General features: G+C 65.4%; 17 protein-coding genes and 1 pseudogene. 5 read left to right on the forward strand and 13 right to left on the reverse strand.

From position 1 onward, the window contains the following. Window positions 1-25: 25 nt before the first annotated feature. The 3 genes from BLW27_RS14485 to queF all read right to left on the reverse strand — a co-directional run bounded on the left by BLW27_RS14485 (window position 26) and on the right by queF (window position 2008). A complete protein-coding gene (locus tag BLW27_RS14485; protein WP_089884187.1) occupies window positions 26-343 on the reverse strand; it encodes an ArsR/SmtB family transcription factor in 318 nt (105 codons plus the stop codon). Window positions 344-972: 629 nt separating this feature from the next. Further along, entirely contained in the window at window positions 973-1536 is a 564-nt protein-coding gene (locus BLW27_RS14490) for a VUT family protein (RefSeq protein ID WP_089884188.1), read from the reverse strand. Window positions 1537-1540: 4 nt separating this feature from the next. Continuing rightward, window positions 1541-2008, reverse strand: coding sequence for a preQ(1) synthase (gene queF, locus BLW27_RS14495; RefSeq protein ID WP_089884190.1), 468 nt, complete (start codon window positions 2006-2008; stop codon window positions 1541-1543). Window positions 2009-2341: 333 nt separating this feature from the next. Between queF and BLW27_RS14500 the strand changes: the two genes are divergently transcribed. Together BLW27_RS14500 and BLW27_RS14505 are read left to right on the forward strand one after the other, a co-directional pair. Beyond that, window positions 2342-3439: a carboxynorspermidine decarboxylase gene (locus BLW27_RS14500; protein ID WP_177177920.1), complete on the forward strand. Its 1098-nt coding sequence runs from the start codon at window positions 2342-2344 to the stop codon at window positions 3437-3439. A 32-nt stretch (window positions 3440-3471) separates the two neighbouring features. Next, window positions 3472-4707, forward strand: a complete 1236-nt coding sequence (locus BLW27_RS14505) for a saccharopine dehydrogenase family protein (protein ID WP_089884191.1) — start codon at window positions 3472-3474, stop codon at window positions 4705-4707. A 195-nt stretch (window positions 4708-4902) separates the two neighbouring features. Here BLW27_RS14505 and BLW27_RS14510 read toward each other — a convergent pair whose 3' ends face one another. The 6 genes from BLW27_RS14510 to BLW27_RS14535 form a co-directional block, all read right to left on the reverse strand. Then, window positions 4903-5862, reverse strand: a complete 960-nt coding sequence (locus BLW27_RS14510; RefSeq protein WP_089884193.1) for an oligopeptide/dipeptide ABC transporter ATP-binding protein — start codon at window positions 5860-5862, stop codon at window positions 4903-4905. Continuing rightward, window positions 5859-6869 carry an ABC transporter ATP-binding protein gene (locus tag BLW27_RS14515; RefSeq protein ID WP_089884195.1) on the reverse strand — a complete coding sequence of 337 codons (1011 nt, stop codon included), beginning with the start codon at window positions 6867-6869 and terminating at the stop codon, window positions 5859-5861. Before BLW27_RS14515 ends, BLW27_RS14510 begins: the two co-directional genes overlap by 4 nt. Next, a complete protein-coding gene (locus BLW27_RS14520) occupies window positions 6869-7738 on the reverse strand; it encodes an ABC transporter permease (RefSeq protein ID WP_089884196.1) in 870 nt (289 codons plus the stop codon). Before BLW27_RS14520 ends, BLW27_RS14515 begins: the two co-directional genes overlap by 1 nt. A gap of 1 nt (window position 7739) precedes the next feature. Beyond that, entirely contained in the window at window positions 7740-8678 is a 939-nt protein-coding gene (locus BLW27_RS14525; protein WP_089884198.1) for an ABC transporter permease, read from the reverse strand. A gap of 21 nt (window positions 8679-8699) precedes the next feature. Then, window positions 8700-10286 (reverse strand): ABC transporter substrate-binding protein, encoded by a 1587-nt coding sequence (locus BLW27_RS14530; RefSeq protein WP_089884199.1) that lies wholly within the window; start codon window positions 10284-10286, stop codon window positions 8700-8702. Between the two features lie 157 nt (window positions 10287-10443). Beyond that, entirely contained in the window at window positions 10444-12453 is a 2010-nt protein-coding gene (locus BLW27_RS14535) for a CocE/NonD family hydrolase (protein WP_218141124.1), read from the reverse strand. 114 nt (window positions 12454-12567) lie between these two features. Between BLW27_RS14535 and BLW27_RS14540 the strand changes: the two genes are divergently transcribed. Then, entirely contained in the window at window positions 12568-13374 is an 807-nt protein-coding gene (locus BLW27_RS14540) for a helix-turn-helix domain-containing protein (RefSeq protein ID WP_089884202.1), read from the forward strand. A gap of 388 nt (window positions 13375-13762) precedes the next feature. On the opposite strand, the gene BLW27_RS14545 is transcribed toward BLW27_RS14540, so the two are convergent. From BLW27_RS14545 to BLW27_RS14550, 3 genes are all read right to left on the reverse strand, one after another. Continuing rightward, complete coding sequence (locus BLW27_RS14545; RefSeq protein ID WP_089884204.1) at window positions 13763-14695, reverse strand: IS5 family transposase; 933 nt, start codon at window positions 14693-14695, stop codon at window positions 13763-13765. Window positions 14696-14763: 68 nt separating this feature from the next. Further along, entirely contained in the window at window positions 14764-15000 is a 237-nt protein-coding gene (locus BLW27_RS22125) for a hypothetical protein (RefSeq protein ID WP_177177921.1), read from the reverse strand. Between the two features lie 64 nt (window positions 15001-15064). After that, the gene (locus tag BLW27_RS14550) at window positions 15065-16114 is read right to left on the reverse strand and encodes a YihY/virulence factor BrkB family protein (RefSeq protein WP_089884206.1); all 1050 of its coding nucleotides are present in this window, start codon (window positions 16112-16114) and stop codon (window positions 15065-15067) included. A gap of 134 nt (window positions 16115-16248) precedes the next feature. Here BLW27_RS14550 and BLW27_RS14555 point away from each other — a divergent pair, with 134 nt between their 5' ends. Together BLW27_RS14555 and BLW27_RS20790 are read left to right on the forward strand one after the other, a co-directional pair. Beyond that, the gene (locus BLW27_RS14555) at window positions 16249-16893 is read left to right on the forward strand and encodes a DUF2238 domain-containing protein (protein WP_089884208.1); all 645 of its coding nucleotides are present in this window, start codon (window positions 16249-16251) and stop codon (window positions 16891-16893) included. Between the two features lie 66 nt (window positions 16894-16959). Continuing rightward, window positions 16960-17089, forward strand: a pseudogene (locus BLW27_RS20790) (IS5/IS1182 family transposase); the annotation flags it as partial. Between the two features lie 76 nt (window positions 17090-17165). Here BLW27_RS20790 and BLW27_RS14560 read toward each other — a convergent pair. Further along, window positions 17166-17509: transposase (locus BLW27_RS14560; protein WP_143042281.1), on the reverse strand; the 344-nt coding region annotated here is incomplete at its 5' end.

A 17509-nucleotide genomic window follows, 5' to 3' on the forward strand; every position in this document is an offset into this window, starting at 1 on the left:
GGGCAAGAAAAACGTCGCGCGCGTGTCATGCGGCATCCTCCGAAGCTCGGACCGTGACACCGGCGCAGCATTCGGAGGTCAGGAAGCCGACGATCGCGCGCATCGCCGGAAAGTCCACCCGGTTGAACACCTCGCGGCCCTGCTTGTCCTGCAGCACGAGCCCGGCATCGACCAGCGTCGACAGATGATGCGCGAGCGTCGAGGGCGCGAGCCCCAGATGTTCGCCGATGTCGCTGACCCGCAACCCGTCTTCGCCGGCCTTCACCAACAGGCGAAAGATCGACAGGCGGGCGTCGTGGCCGAGGGCTGCGAGGGCGCGGGCGTTGGGGCTGGTCGTGGTCATGGCACTAAAGTAACCAATAAACCGGTTTTGTAAATGATTCTTCCCGCTGGATGTGAAGCCGGCCCGCGCCTCCATGTCCGGCGTCTCGTCATGGGGCACGTCTCAGCCCTTCCGCAGGATCGTGCCGCCCTGACAGTCCTGCATGTGATGGGGCCGGCCGGAGCAGACCTTCACGAAGGTTCTGCTCCGCAGCGCGCGATTGAAGATGTGGTTCCAAATCCCTTCGGCAATCGGATCCGCTTGTGCGAATCAGCGCGGGCCCGGGCGACGCGCGAGGGGCGCGAAGGGCCAGGGCCCGAGCGGCACGCCGCTTGCCTCAGACCAGCATTTCCTTCGTCGCCGACCGCGTAACCTCTGGGTAGTCGCGCTCGAACCGGTCGATGCCCCATCGCGGCCGCGTCAGGTAGACCACGTCGCCGTCGTTGTCGTGGCCGGTCAGACCGCGACGGCACGCGGCGCATCATGTACTGGGCATTCGGCGTGTCAGTGCTGTGCCGCGTCCTCCTCGCCTGGCCGCCCATCACCTACGTGATCGAGGTCATCAAAGGCACGATCACCTTCCGCGCCGCGATGAGAATTCAGGGTCGCGCGGCTCCACGAAAACGCTCTTGGGCCGGGCGCGACAGCCGTCACGCCGGCGCCAACCCGAGCCTGCGGTCACGCAGCCTCAGGAGGTGTATCGCCGGCAAGGCCAGGAGCAGGGCCCAGCCCTTCCCGATGACCTGGCCCCAGAGGAAATCGAGGCTTCCGAAGGCGAGCCACAGGAACAGCAGGCTGTCCGCCAGGATGCCCACGATACCACTTGCCGCAACCGCCAGAACGAGGCCCTTTCGTTGAAGAGGCGTGAACACGGCGAGGTCAGCTGATTCCGACAAGGCGAATGCGGCGACTGACGCAAGCACGAGGGCAGGCGGGGCCACCAGCCCCGACAGGACTGCTCCGATCACGATCGCTGCGAAGGCCCATCGCAGACCCAGCCGCCTCTGGACGAGATCGCGCAGCACCAGGGCGGCGCCGACGGCCAGCACCCCGCTTGGGGCGACGATGCCCGGCCAGACCGGGATCACGCATGGCCCCTCCGGCAGGCAGGTGGTGCCGACATTGCCGATCATCCAGTTGGCCAGCGGGATCGAACCCGCGAACAGGCAGAGGTAGAGCGCGCCCTCGGCCTTGCGCAGTAGATCGCGATTCATCGTCTCACCCTCGCCCGCGGTAGGCAGGGACGCCCTGGTCGGGTATCCAGACACCGGTTGGCGCGGGCCCCGTCTGGTAGAAGACGTCGATCGGGATGCCGCCGCGCGGATACCAGTATCCTCCGATGCGCAGCCACTCGGGCTCGAGAAACTCGGTCAGCCGTCGGCCGATCGATACGGTGCAGTCCTCGTGGAAAGCGCCATGATTGCGGAACGACGTCAGGTAGAGCTTCAGGGACTTGCTTTCGACCAGCCACTTCGAAGGGATGTAGTCGATCACGATGTGCGCGAAGTCGGGCTGTCCGGTCATCGGGCAGAGCGACGTGAATTCCGGTGCGGTGAAGCGGACGGCATAGCGAGCGTCATCCTGCGGATTGGGAACCCGCTCGAGTTCCGCTGCCTCGGGAGATTCGGGGATCTCCGACTTCTGGCCGAGCTGTTTCAGCCCCGAATAGATATGGTTGCTGGACATGAGGGACGCCTTTCTAGAAGGCCCCCGGGCGCTTCGCGCTCTGCGCGACAGTATGCGTTACCTTGTTTTGACCGGGTAGGCTGCGACCGGAGGCATTATTGCCAGGATGCGGCGCATACAGAAGTGACGGGCGTCCGTCCAGTGGCGTGACGCTACACCACCTCGTGAAACGGCTCTCTGGCGTCGGAGAGGGCGGCCGGCCCGGCAATATGTCGGCCAGACCGAGGCGTGCGTTTCCAGGAGCAAGCTACAGCTTCTGTTGAGCCTGCCGCGCGCGGTGTCTATATGCGCTCGCGCCACCCGCTCATGGCCCGACACCCGAGGAAGCCCGAGATGCTGCGTACCCCCTTCTACCTGATCGACAAGCAGGCACTGCTGCCCAACCTCGAGAAGATCGCCCGACTCCGCGACCTGTCTGGATGCAAGTGTCTGCTGGCGCTGAAATGTTTTGCCTCGTGGTCGGTCTTCGACCTGATGAGCGAGTACATGGACGGCACCACGTCCTCGTCGCCTTTCGAGGTGAAGCTTGGGCGCGAGCATTTTTCCGGCGAGACCCATGCCTACTCGGTGGCCTGGGACGAGGCCGACCTTCCTGAGGTCTTGGCCAATTCGGACAAGATCATCTTCAACACGATTGGCCAGCTGGAACGGTTCGGCGAGGCCGCCAGGGACCATGTGCGTGGCCTGCGGGTGAACCCGGGCATAAGCTCGTCGTCGTTCGACATCGCCGATCCTGCGCGCCCCTTTTCCCGTCTGGGCGAACACGATCCCGCGCGCATCGAGACGGTCTGCGACCGGGTGTCGGGCTTCATGTTCCACAACAACTGCGAGAACGACGATTTCGACCGCTTCGACGCGATGCTGGGCCGGATCGAAGAGCGCTTCGGCCACCTGATCTCGCGCATGGAGTGGGTCAGTCTCGGCGGCGGCATCCATTTCACCGGCGAGGGCTACCCGCTGGAAAAGCTCGCCGATCGTCTCAAGCGGTTCTCCGAGACACACGGCGTGCAGGTCTACCTGGAACCCGGCGAGGCGGCGATCACCAACTCCACCACGCTGGAGTTGACGGTGCTCGACACGCTCGACAACGGCAAGAAGCTAGCCATCGTCGACAGCTCGATCGAGGCGCACATGCTCGACCTGCTGATCTACCGCGAAAGCGCCAAGGTCGCACCGAACACCGGTGACCACGAATGGATGGTGTGCGGCAATTCCTGCCTTGCCGGGGACATCTTCGGCGAGTTCTGCTTCGAGCAGCCGCTGAAACCGGGCGACCGGGTTTCGATCCGCGACGCCGGCGGCTATACGATGGTCAAGAAGAACTGGTTCAACGGCGTGCGCATGCCCGCGATCGCGGTGCGCGAACTCGACGGCACCGTCAGAACCGTACGCGAATTCAGCTACGGCGACTTCGAAGCCGCCCTGTCCTGAGGCGGCCCGACACGAAAGGAGGCTCGAGGGTCTTGAAGAAGAACGTCCTCATCATCGGCGCCGGTGGCGTCGCCCAGGTCGTGGCGCACAAATGCGCCCAGAACGCCGACCTGCTCGGAGACATCCACATCGCCTCGCGCACGCAGGCGAAATGCGAGCAGATTCTCGCCAGCGTCAGTGAGAAGGGGAGCCACAACACCGACGGCATCCTCGCGGCCCATGCCGTGGATGCGATCGACAGCAAGGCGCTCGTCGCGCTGATCGAGCAGACCGGTTCTCAGATCGTGATCAACGTGGCCTCGTCCTTCGTGAACATGCATGTGCTCGAGGCCTGCATCGAGACCGGCGTCGCCTATATCGACACCGCGATTCACGAAGAGCCGGACAAGATCTGCGAAGCTCCGCCCTGGTACGCCAACTACGAATGGCAGCGGAAGGACCGATGCGCAGAGAAGGGCGTGACGGCGATCCTTGGCGCGGGCTTCGATCCGGGCGTCGTCAACGCCTATGCCCGCTTCGCCATCGACGAGTACATGGACGAGGTGAAGTCCATCGACATCGTCGACATCAACGCCGGCTCGCACGGCCGCTACTTCGCGACCAACTTCGACCCCGAGATCAACTTCCGCGAGTTTACCGGCACGGTCTATTCCTGGCAGGATGGCGCGTGGCAGGAGAACGAGATGTTCGAGGTGGGCCGCGACTGGGAACTGCCCGTGGTCGGCACCCAGCGCGCCTACCTGTCGGGCCATGACGAGGTGCATTCGCTCGCGACCCACTATCCCGACGCCGACGTGCGGTTCTGGATGGGCTTCGGCGAGCACTACATCAACGTCTTCACCGTGCTGAAGAACATCGGCCTGCTCTCCGAGCAGCCGGTGACGCTGGCCGAGGGCCAGGAAGTCGTGCCGCTGAAGGTGGTGAAAGCCTGTCTGCCCGACCCGTCCAGCCTCGCGCCCGACTATACCGGCAAGACCTGCATCGGCGATCTGGTGAAGGGCATCAGGAACGGCGAGGCGGCCGAGGTCTTCGTCTACAACGTGGCCGACCACGAGGAGGCCTACGAGGAAGTCGGCAGTCAGGGCATCTCCTACACCGCGGGTGTGCCGCCCGTCGCCGCGGCGATGCTGATCGCCACCGGCGAGTGGGATGCGCGCGAGATGCGCAACGTCGAGGAAATGGATCCCAAGCCCTTCCTCGAGGTGCTGGGCAAGATCGGGCTCGGCACTTGGGTTCGCCGCGACGGCACCGATGAGCGGCTTTACTAAGCGGCGCTGGCGCCGCCGATGACGCGGTCGACTCTGCGGCGAGCGCGCGGATGAATGCCTGCCACAGAGCGCGCAAGCGCCGCGTCCGGAAGAAACGGGACATCGGCCGTCGCGACGGCCGGTCGGGTCATGCCCTCCAGGACGGGATCTGACCTGTAGACAGCGGAAACCTGTCGCGGTCGGGACGCTGTTGTCCTAGAGCGGGAAAAGGCAGCGGTGGCTGCGGCCTCCTTCGGGGTACCGTTCTGGTACTCTCACGCTGCAGTCAGGGCGGGCCCATGGGCAGCGGGGGTGGAAATCGCAGCCAGACGGCCGGTTGACCGGGCTGGGCACCTCGCCGGCCAAGGTCACCCGGTCGCCCCGCGCATCCGGGTCGGGTTCCGGGTTCGCCGACAGCAGCGCCTCCGTGTAGGGATGGCGTGCGTGTTCGAAGATCCGTGCAGTCGGCCCCTCCTCCACGAAGCGGCCCAGGTACATGATCGCCATGCGGTCGGTCACGTGACGCACCAGGTTGAGGTTGTGCGTGATGACCAGCACCGCGACGCGGGTTCGCTTCTGCACGTCGTTCAGAAGGTTGAGAACCTCGCCTTGGACCGACATGTCGAGCCCGGCCGTGGGTTCGTCTGCGATCAGCAGTTTGGGATCCAGCGCGAGCGCACGAGCCACGCCGACCCGGCGCGCCTGTCCGCCCGAAAGCTGGTGCGGGTAGCGGGAGATGAACTCTGCAGGCAGACCGACAAGGCCCAGCAGCCGCTCGGCCTCTGCCCGGTCGCCCTTCCTGCCGTGGATGCGCAACGGCTCGGTCACCAGAGACCCCACCGTCAGCCGCGGCGACAGAGATCCGACCGGGTCCTGCCACATCATCGACATCTGGCGCCGCAGCCGCGACCACTCGCGGTTCGACGCGGCCGAGATCTCCTGCCCCTCGAACCGGATGCTGCCCGAGGTGGGCTTCTTCAGCCCGATCAGCGTGCGGGCGATGGTCGATTTCCCCGACCCGCTTTCGCCGACCAGACCCAGCGTCTGACCCGCATCGATTTGGAACGACACGCCGCTGACCGCTTCGAAATCGTGCGGTTCGCGGCGCAGGGTGGCGCGCAGGCGGCCCTGCCGGGCATAGCGGATGCGCAGGTCGGCGACTTCCAGCAGACTCATGCGGCGTCCTCGGCCGGATCGGACAGATGGCAGCGCACCCGCTGGCCGGCTGCGCCCGGATAAAGCGGCGGATGCTCGCGTTCGCACCGCCCCCAGGCGTGCGGGCAGCGCGCGCGAAACGCGCATCCGCGTGGCGGCTGACGCAGATCAGGCAGGGTGCCGGGAATGGTGGGCAGGGTGCGGGTGGCGATCTTGATCCGGGCCGGGTCGCAATCCAGCAGCGCCTGCGTGTAGGGATGCTGCGGATCGTGGAACAGGGAGCGTGCCGATCCGCGCTCCACCACTTCGCCGGCGTACATCACGGCGACATCGTCGCACAGTTCGGCCACGGTGCCGAGGTGATGCGATACGAAGACGACCGAGCAGCCGAACTTCTGCTGCAGTTCGCGCAACAGCGCGACGATCTGCATCTCCAGCGTCGCGTCGAGCGCCGTCGTCGGCTCATCCGCGATCAGCAGGTCGGGCTGCGTCAGCAGCGCCATCGCGATGCAGACCCGCTGACGCATCCCGCCCGACAGCTGGTGCGGATAGGCGTCCAGTTTCGACGCGGCATCGGGGATCTGCACCTGTTCCAGAAACTCGACGGCGCGGGCGCGCTTTTCGCTGCGGCTGATCCGGTCACGGTACTGGATGTCCAGCATCTGCTGGCCGATCGTCGTCACCGGGTTCAGTGCCGTCATCGGGTCCTGAAAGATCATCGCGACCCGCGTTCCGCGCAGGTCCCGCCAGCCCGCCGCCCCCAGTCGGGCGAGGTCATGTTCCCCCATCCGGATCGCGCCGCCCGCAACGCGCGCGTTCTCGGCCAGCAGCCCGATCAGCGAATAGGCCAGCGTGGATTTTCCGCAGCCGGATTCCCCCACGATCCCCAGCACCTTGCCCTTGGGTACCGTCAGGTCGATGTCGCGCAGGGCCTGGATCGTGCCGCGCGGCGTGTCGAAATCCACCGACAGCCCTTCGACGGCGACCAGCGGTTCCTCGGTCGCCGTGGCCGTTGCGTGCGTTGCCATCAGCCGCCCTTCCTCAGCTTGGGGTCGAAGATGTCGCGCAGCGCCTCGCCCATGAAGGTGAAGCCGAGCGTCACGAGGATGATCGGGACGGACCCGCCGATCACCGGCCAGGGCGAGTTGCGGATGAAGTTGTAGCCGTCGTTCAGGATCACGCCCCAGGACGGCGTCGGCGGCCGCACGCCCATCCCAAGGAAACTCAGCCCCGCTTCGGTCGCGATGACCAGCGGCACGTCCATCGAGGCGAGGATCAGCAGCGGCCCCAGCACGTTGGGCAGCACGTGGATAAACAGCAGGCGCGGCATGCCCACACCCATCGCGCGCTCGGCCAGGATGAACTCGGCGTTCTTCAGCGCCAGCGTCTGTGTCCGAACGATGCGCGCATAGATCGGGACCGACGTGATGGTGACCACCAGCACGACGGTGAACAGGCTGGGCCCCAGGATCGTCACGACGGCAAGGCCGAAGACGATGACGGGAAAGGACCGCAGCGCGTCGAGGATCAGCAGCAGCAGGTTGTCCAGCCACCGCGGCCCGAGCCCCGCCACGAGGCCAAGCGCCAGTCCCGCCGTCAGCGCCGCGGACAGCGAGGCCGCAGCCACGAGCATGGCGATCCGTCCGCCGGCGATGACCCGGCTGAAGATGTCGCGCCCGATATTGTCCGTGCCCAGCCAATGCTCGGCCGATGGCGGCGCCATGCGGGGACCAACCATGATGGCGGCCGGGTCGTAGGGCACGATCCACGGGGCGAGGATTGCCGACCCGACGATCAGCGCCACCAGCACGAAGCCGAGCGCGCCGGTGCGATTGCCCGAGAGTACGCGCAGGCTGCGCGCGAGCAGCGTGGGTTCGGGCAGAGCGGCGTCGGTCATGTCAGAACTCCTCCCGCTGGCGGGGATCGAGCAGGGCAACCACCAGATCCGAAATCAGCGTCGCCAGAACGATGATGCCGGTGGTGATCAGGACGGCGCCCAGCACGATGGGGTAGTTCCGTTCATTCACTGCGCCGACCAGCAGAGCGCCGATGCCGGGCCGGGCGAAGATCACCTCGACGAAGACCGCCGCCGAAAACAGATGCGCGACGCCGGTTCCGATCAGGGTCACGGCAGGCAGCACCGCGATCTTCAGGATGTGCGACCGCGTGATGCGGCGTTCCGGCAGGCCGAAGGCGCGTGCCATGCGGACATGGGGCTGCGTCATGACTTCGAGCATCGAGGCGCGGACGATCCGCGAGACGTAGCCGACCCAGGCGACGCCGATGGCAAAGGCGGGGAGGATCAGGTGGGTGATGCCGTCCCAGAACCCGTCGCCCGCCCCGATGGCCGGCAACCAGCCGAGCCAGACGGCGAAGATCAGCACGGAGTAGAGCGCCATCACGAAGGCCGGGATCGAGATCGTCCCGACGGAGACGACGCCCGACAGTGTGTCGAGCCACGTGTTTCGCCGCAGCGCCGAATAGGCGCCAAGTGCTATGCCGCAGGCCGCCGACCACAGGATCGCCACGGAAATGAGGATCATCGTGTAGGGCAGCTGTTCGAGCACGATCTGCGACACGGCCCGCCCGGTGAAGACATCCTGGCCAAGATCGCCGCGCAGGATGTTGGCGAAGAACATCGCGACCTGAACCGGCAGCGGCCGGTCCAGGCCCATCGCCTCGCGCGTGCGTTCGATCAGTTCGGGTGTCGCACGCGGCCCGAGGATCATGACTGCCGGATCCCCGGGCACCACGTGCAGCATCAGCGTCAGGATGGAGACCGCGACCATGACGATCACGACCGACAGGACCAGCCTTTGTGCGGTGTAGAATAGCACGGGTCGCGGTCTCCTCTGGGCTCAGACCTCGCCTTCGAAGTCGATGAACAGCGGGCGGCCGTCGGGACGCAGCGCCGGTTCCAGCCCTTCGCGGTACATCACCGGGGTGCCTTCGTGGGTGATGAACTTGTAGGCGCCGGTCGCCTCCATCAGGTCCTGCATCTTGCGATACATCTCGGCGCGCGTCTCGGTGTCCGTCTCGCTCAATGCCAGCTTGTGCAGCTCGTCGAACTCCTCGTTCGAGAACCGCTCCCAGTTCCAGATGCCGACCTGGTCGGACACGAACCAGCTGGTCGCGTAGTACGGGTCGGGTAGCATCGAGAACCGGTTGAGCACCAGCTGCATGTCCTTCCACCGCTCGCCTTCGCTTTCCATGCCAAGCGTCCAGAAGGACCCGGAATCCTGCACGTTGATCTGCGTCTGGATGCCGATCTGCGACAGTTGCGCCTGGATCACCTCGGCCATCGTCTTCCAGACGGTCGCGTTCAGCGCGTCGATCGTCAGCGGTTCGGACGGCGGCCCGCCGGCAGCCTCGAGATATTCGCGCGCCTTGTCCAGATCGCCGGCAACCGGCACGGACGGGTTTTCGCGGTGGCCCGGCAGGCCCGGCGCGATCAACCCCGTGGAAGGTGCCGCTTCGCCGAAATAGGCTGCGTCGATGATCTGCTCGGCGTTGATCGCGTGCTGGATCGCCTTGCGCAGGTTTTCATCCTGCAGCGCCGGGTTGTCCAAGTTCATGCCCAGCCAGACGTAGTAGAGCGACGGGTATTCCTCGATCACGGTGTTTTCCGGCTCGTTGCCGCGGTAATCGGCCAGCGAGGACAGCGTGATCTCGGTATAGTCCAGGTCGCCGGCCTCGTAGGCGCGCTCGGCAGTCTTGGTGTCGTCCATCGGCAGGATGCGGATCTCGTCGAAGCCGGGCGTCTCGCCTTTCCAGTCCGGGTTGCGGACAAGGTGGACGTACTGGTTCGGTTTCCATTCCTGCAGGACGTAGGGGCCGGAATAGGCGGGCGGTTCCATTCCGAAGTTGCCGCCGTTTTCGGTGGCCTCCATCACGGCCTTCTTCGACACGATATGGCCAGTGCCGTAGGGCAGGGTGATGGTCCAGAGCGGCTGGAAGGCCTCGCTCAGGACGATGACGCCTTCGTACTTGCCGGTGATTTCGACGTGGTCCAGCGGACCCCAGTCGCTTTTCACCGGGCTGTCATGTTCCAGCACGCGCTCGAACGAGAACTTGACGTCTTCGGCGGTCATCTCGCCGTAGCCGCCGGTGAACATCAGCCCTTCCTTAAGCTTGAAGCGGATGTGGGTGTCGTCGACCTGCTCGATCTCTTCGGCAGCTTCCAGTTCCCAGTCCCACTCGCGGCCGGGCTTGTAGCGCACCAGCTTGGAATAGATGCAGTTCATCACATCCACGTTGTAGCCGTTCTGGTAGAACCCGGGGTCGAGCGCATCGATGTCGGCGTAGGAGCTGACGCGCAGCACCTTCCCCGATTGCGCCCAGATGCGCGAACCGAGCGGCATCGTAGCGGCGGCAAGGCCGGTCGCCGCGGCGGTCTGGAGGAACGTCCGGCGGCCAAGCCCGGTGCGGTGTGCGGTATCGGTCATGGTTGTTATCTCCCTGCAAGGCCGTCACGCGGCCGTTGTCGTTCTGGGCGCTGCGCATCGGTGCGCGGCGCGTGGATCATGATCCGCTCAGGAGGCGATCCGCGCAACTTCGCAATGACCGCCAAAAGACGCAGATCCTGCGTCAGTTCGCGAATGCTCACCCCAGATCACGCGGGATCTCGCAATCCCAGCTCTCCTCATGGGCGATCTGGTCGCCCTCCTTGGCCACCATTCGGGCTTTCACGACGAAGTGCGTGGTCGTAGCGGTCATCTCGGTCTCGGTGCGGCTGGTCATCCGCCAGTCGCCGCGCGACATCTCGAGGTTCCAGACCACGTGTCCCCTGAATGACCGCCAATCGGTGCCGTTGAAGGAATAGGTCTCGACCCCGACCGCCCCTGAGGTCATGCCATTGTCCGCAATCCGGACGCGGCCCTCGTCGTCGGTGATCGTGATGCGGGTTTCGCCGGTGGCAAGGCTTTCGGACACCACCCAGTCGGCGTGGGCGGGCGAGAGCGTTTCCGCCTCCATCGGTGCGGCGCCTTTCGGCGTGCCTAGGTCGCGCGGCTGCGGATCGTCGGTCGCCCTTCGCACCGGCAGGACCAGCCGGGTCTTCGACGTGTCCACCGTCAACTCGACGGGTTCGGGCGCGGGCCAAGCAATGGGGAAGTAGCTGGTCGACAGGGCCAGCCGCACGCGGTGGCCGGCGCGGAAGGTCTGGGCGACATGCTTGAACGGCACCGTCGCGGTATAGAGTTCGCCCGGAACCAGCGCCTCGGGCGTCTCGTGGCTGTCGCGGTGCGTCAGGTTCAACAGCCCATAGCTGACGCGCGTTGCCGCTCCGTCCGGGGCCACGTCCACCAGGCGCGCGGCCACCTGCGCCACCGGCCGGTCGACGCTGAACGTCAGTTCGAGGTTCGCGTCGCCCGCGATGTCCAGCGGCGCTTCGAGCGGCGCGGTCTGGAACACCAGGCTGCCCGCATCGTCCCGGCGCTGGTCGACCGGCTGATCGCCGGGCTTGGCATAGGAGCACCATTTGCCCCCCGCGATCCCGGTGCCCAGCGGAGACTGGATACGTAGCTTGCCGTTCGGCCCGCCGTCGGTCCCTAGCGATCCATCAGCACCCAAGCCGAAGGCGACCCTGTCGACATTCGGCGACGGCCAGGACGGTTCCTCGATCCAGCGCCCGTCGCGGTGCGCATAATAGCTGGCGGGTTCCGCGTGGTCCTGCAGGTAGAGCCGCAGCTGCGGTTCATCCATGATGCCGGTGTCGATCCCCTTCAGCCACTGGTCCCACCAGCGCAGTTCCTCGGCCGCCCAGTCGATCGCGGGGCCGGGCACGCCGATATGCGGGTACTTGTGTGCCCACGGGCCGACGAGACCCTTTTTCGGCCCCTGCAGCGTTTCCATCAGGCGAAAGACGGAGCGGCAATAGCCGTCGGCCCAGCCGGACACCGCGTAGACCGGTACCTGGATGCGGCTGATGTCTTCGCACACCGAACCATGTTTCCAGAACGCGTCGCGTCGCTGGTGTTCCAGCCAGTTCTTCAGCCACAGGCCGGACCCCTGCAGGCGCTGCATCCACATCTCGCGCCACTTGCCGCCGACGAGGTCGGGGTCCGGCGGCAGGGTATTGATGGCGAACATGTTCGACGCCCACGAGATCTGGTCGACCACCATCGTCCCGCCCATGTAATGCACGTCGTCCGCATAGCGGTCGTCGGTCGAGGCGATGGACACCACGGCCTTCAGCGCCGGGGGCTGAAGCGCGGCGATCTGCAACCCGTTGAACCCGCCCCAGGAAATGCCGACCATGCCGACATTGCCGTCGCACCAGTCTTGGGCGGCGATCCAGGCAATGATGTCGCATCCGTCCTGAAGCTCCTGCGCGGTGTATTCGTCGACCATCAGCCCTTCGGATTCGCCGGTGCCGCGCAGGTCCACACGAACGTAGGCATAGCCACGCGCGGCGATGTAAGGCGCGCGCACGGCGTCGCGTGCAAGCGTGCCATCGCCCTTGCGGTAGGGCAGGTATTCCAGGATCCCCGGGACAGGCGCCGCATCCGCCGGCCGCCAGATGCGCGCTGCAAGAATGCAGCCGTCGGGCAGCGCGATCTCGACATGCCGCTCTTCGATGACATCGTGAAGGCTGGTTGAGCTCTGATCCATGCAGATGCATTCCCTATGACGGTATTCGCGCCAGCCTGTCATGGGCCGCCTTGCGTCACAACTTCGCGCCGTGCCGCAGGTTGACATACAAAGTGCGTCGGATAGCGTCAGCGAATGACATCTGATCCCCTACCAGCCAATCTCTCCTATACCTGCAGCCTGTTCCCCTCGATCGCGCATGTCTGTCGCCGGATCGGGATCAACCGGCAGCAATTCAACAAGTATCTCGCGGGCGCGGTGCGACCGTCGCGGCACAACATGCGCAAGATCTGCGATTTCTTCGGCGTCACCGAAGCCGAATTGCTGATGGAGACGCCCCGCTTCGTCGAGCTGATCTCGCTGCGGCGCCGCCCGGTGCCCGAGGTCGATGCTTCGCCGATCGGGCCCACCCTGAAGCGGCTGAACCAGTTTTCCGCCCCCCTGGACCGCTATTGCGGCGCCTACTTCCGGTACTTCTTTTCCTACAGCACGCCCGGGCAGGTCATCCGCTCCTTCGCGCTGCTGACCCGGCGCGACGGCTATTACCTGTGGAAGAACATCGAACGCGACAACGGCGGGCCGAACGGCGCGCGGGACGTCTACAAGTACGAAGGCTTGGCCTTCTACCTTGGCGAACGGATCAACGTGGTGGAAAACGAATGCCTGCTGTCGTCATCGGTGACGCAGATGATGCTCTACCCTTCGTATTCATCCGGAATCGATTACCTGTTGGGCATCCAGACGGGCGGCCCGTTGAAGCGCGGCCGCAAACCGGCGGCTTCGCGCGTTCTGCTCGACTATCTCGGTCAGAACGTCGACCCGAAGCGCGCCTTGGCGCAATGCGGAACCTTCGACCCGCAGGCGCTGGATCAACGGATCGTCGAACTTGTCCGGCACGACGCGCCTCTGCAGGATTCAATCTTGGAGGTAGAACAGCTTTGAAGCGCAGCTTGCGGAAACGATAACGCCGCTGCGCCTTGCGCTCTGCGTGAATCAGTCCGCGGGCTGGCGGTGCCCCGGCTGCCACGTAGGGTTCGGAACCAACACCCGATGTTCGTCACGGCCGTCGCAGCAGGTGCAAACTGGCGGAAAACCCGGGCCACATCGAGGAACGCGTCGAGCAGGGGCAGCGGTGTCAGACCTGCGTGGGCGAAGGCCCTGTCGACGACACGCTGCGTTGCCGACCGCCCGCGAGAGGAAGATCAGGGGCTCGCGCAGCAAGTCGGCGCAGCTGACCCGTTCGAACCGGCTGATCGGCAGGTTGAGATGCGCGATCGGCGTTGTTGCATTACCCTCGCCTGAGGCGTGACTGCCCCTTGCCCCACTGACGTTATACCACGCGAACGATCTCGGCGGTGCCGAGTGCGTTGAACCAGTTCATGAGGGCGATGCGGATGTGGATTTCGGCGGTCTGGCGGTCGGGGTCTCTCGCGGCGATGCGCTCGCCGAAGGCTTTCAGGCAGCGCATCCTCGCCTCGATCCGGCTGCGGGCCTGGTATCCGGACCAGCGTTTCCAGAACGCTCGTCCGTAGTGCCGGGTTGCGCGCAAGGTTTCGTTGCGAGCGCGTGCCGCCGGGCAGTTCTCCTTCCGGAGGCGTCCGTTCTTGCGGACCGGGATGATCGGGATGGCCTGCCGGGCGACGATGGCCTTGTGGCACCGGCGCGTGTGGTAGGCACCATCCGCCGTGACGGTGCCGATCTGTTCGTCTGCCGGGATCTGGCCAAGCAGGTCCGGTAACACGGGGCTGTCACCGTCGCAGCTGGGAGTGAATTCGACGGCGCGGATGTCGGACATGACCGGGTCCATCGCCAGATGCACCTTGCGCCATTGACGTCGGCCCTGCACCCCGTGCTTGCGGGCCTGCCATTCGCCGTCTCCGAGCAACTTGATGCCAGTGCTGTCGACCAGCAAGTTCGGCGGGCCATCGGCGCGGCGATAGGGAACCTGAACGGGCAAGGTCTTATGCCGCCGACAAAAGGTAGAGAAGTCTGGCACCGGCCAGTCCAACCCCGCCAGCCGCAGCAGGCTCGCCACCATCCCGGAGGTCTGTCGCAACGGCAACTTGAACAGGATCTTGATCGACAGACAGAATTGTATGGCTGCATCCGAAAATACCGCAGGCCGTCCGGGCCGACCCTCACGCGGCGCGAGCCAGGCCATCCCTTTGTCGACCCAAATCAGCAGCGATCCCCGCTTCCGTAGTGACGCGTTGTAGTCGGACCAGTTCGTGGTGCGATAGCGGGCGGGAGGTGGCTTGCTCATGCCATGTGTCTAACGCCATGGATTTGCAAAGCGAATCCTCCGCAAACCCAGTTTTGCATCAATGCCGTCTAGGCCTGTCCTTCCTTCTCATCAGCCACGACCTCGCCGTCGGCGAGCGCGTCAGCCACAGGATCGCGGTGATGCAGCGTGAGCCGCATCGTCGAGACCGGCCCCACGGGGCGCGTCATCTCGGTGCCGCAGTCGACCACACAAGGATGCTGCTTAGGTCGGTTCCCGGCCTCGCGGCGAAACCGGATTGCGTGTCGTGTGGTCGCCCCGCCAAGCATGCGATCGCCCACGATCATGAACTGGAAGTCGCGGTCACGCTACGCGCGGAGCCTGCGAAGAGTTTCTATGACCTGCGACACTTCAGGGCTTCCGACCGAGCGTGTCGGCCATCTGGGCGTCGCGTTCTCCCATCGGCCGGACCGGGCCGCGCGTGGTGTCACGCGCCGACTGGTGCTCCATCTCGGCATTGAGAAGCGCCCCGAGAAGCACCACGAACGCCGTCAGCCAGATGTAAAGCAGAAGGATCACGACGCCCGCGAGCGCGCCGTAAGTCGGCTGATAGCTGGCGATGTTCCGCACGAAGGCGAAGAACAGCCACGATCCGCCGAGCCAGAGGGCCGTCGCGACGATGGCGCCCGGCGTGACCCAACTCCATCTCGGGGGGCGGCGAGCCGGGGCGTGCCGGTAGATGAGCCCGAGCGCCACCATCGACAGAAGCGCGAGGAGCGGCCAGCGGCTCACTGTAACGATGGTGTCGGTCCAGCCCGAAAGCCCGAGCGCCTCCGCTGCCGGCGGGATGACCAGCGCGACGGAGATCGCCGCGAGCGCCATCACGGCAAGCACCCCGGTCAGCCAGAGCGAGACGAAGTTCCGCACGATGATGTTGCGCGTCTCGGCCTCTGAATGCGCCATGTTCATGCCGCTCACGAGGTTGTCGATGCCCCGCGACGCCCAGAAGAGCGAGAACGCGAGGCTGAAAAGGGCGGTCGCCGTGGCCCTGCCCGTTGCCTGGCTGGCAAGCGCGACCGCCTGGTCGCGCACGACCGCAAGGGCCTCCGGCGGTACGACGCCTTCGAGGCTCTCGACCTGGCGAACGACCAGATCCGGCTCGAAGAACATGCCCGCCAGCGAGGCGAGCATCGCGATCGCGGGGAACAGCGCCAGCATTCCGAAGAAGGCGATGCCTGCCGCCACGAGCGGAAAAAGGTCCGGGCCGATGCGGCCACCCGCCCTGAGAGCGATGTCCCGCCAGCCCGCAAGCTCGATGCCGTAGGGCCGCCACGCATGCCGCCCGCGGCCGGCCTCGCGCAGCGCCTCGTCCTCTGCCGCCGGTGCCGCGGGGTGGCTGCCCTCCGGACGGGGCTCGCTGCCCTCGCCGGGCCCCGGTCCTTCGCCGGATCTGTCCTGCATCTCGTGCCTCGCTGCCTGAACCGCTCAAGGATGTAACGCGGCATGACAGGCAGCGATCCCACAGGATTGCTGGGGCGCAGAGCGAGTCCTAACTGTGTATAGATAGTGTACCAGGACAGTTTCGGAGAAACGTGATGCGCCCCAAGGGCCCCGTTGTCGTCTTGCTGATTCAGGGCTTCCTGATCATCGAGATCGTGACCGGTCTCGCCACGGCCCAGTGGATGCCGCTTTTCGTGGCTGCCACCACGTTGGCCCTGACGCTACTGCCCCACAGATTTGCGCGCTTTTTCGGTCTGGAACTGCCGCATTCGGTGCTGACGGCCATCGTGGCCTTCCTCTTCGCCACGCTGTTCCTGGGCGAGGTCGAGAATTTCTACGAACGGTTCTGGTGGTGGGACCTGTTGCTGCATTTCTTCTCGGCGCTGTCCATTGCGGCCATGGCGTTTCTGATGATCTTCATGCTGTTCGAGGGCGACCGCTACGCCGCTCCGCCCTCGGCCCTGGCCGTCCTCTCCGGCGCGGTGGCCTTGGCCATCGGTGCGCTGTGGGAGATCTTCGAATATGGAATGGACCAGCTCTTCGGCATGAACATGCAGAAGTCGGGACTGGACGACACCATGACCGACCTGATGATCGACTTGGCTGGCGCGGCCTTGGGCGCATTGTCGGGCTATCTGTTTCTGAAGGGACGCCAGTTTGGGGGAATGGGCGGGATCATGGCCGAGTTCGTCGCGTTGAACCGGAGCTGGTATCGGAAATTGAGGAAGCGGGTGGAGTAGGATGTGCGAGGCTATCCACATTCTTGGATGACGGCATTGAGGATCGATAAGCCGCAACCGACTTACCCCAACCGTATCGGAGGCATGTTCGGCAGGCTCAAGGACTGGCGGCGTGTTTCGACCCGCTACGGCCGGTGCCCAAAGGGTATTCCTCCCGGCCATCGCTCTCGCCGCTACCGTCATCTACTGGCTATGAGGCCTGAGCCTTGGTTTGGCGCGGCATTGTTGCGTAACTCACGCCTAAGGCGTGACTTCCCCTTTCCCCGCTGATGTCATGCCACGCGAACGATCTCGGCGGCGCCGAGGGCTGAGAAGCGGTTCATGAGTGCGACGCGGATGTGGATTTCGGCGGTTTGGCGGTCGGGATCTCTTGCGGCGATGCGCTCGCCGAATGCCTTGAGGCATCGCATCTTCGCCTCCACGCGGCTCCTGGCGTGGTATCCGGTCCAGTGCTTCCAGAACGCCCGGCCGTAGTGTTTCGTGGCGCGTAGCGTCTCGTTCCGAGCCTTCGCTGCAGGGCTGTCTTCCTTCCAGGGGCGCCCGTTCTTCCGGATCGGAATGATCGGCGTGGCTTGCCGGTCGATGATGGAGGCATGGCAGCGGCGGGTGTCGTAAG

Source organism: Citreimonas salinaria (assembly GCF_900107235.1).
Classification (GTDB): domain Bacteria; phylum Pseudomonadota; class Alphaproteobacteria; order Rhodobacterales; family Rhodobacteraceae; genus Citreimonas; species Citreimonas salinaria.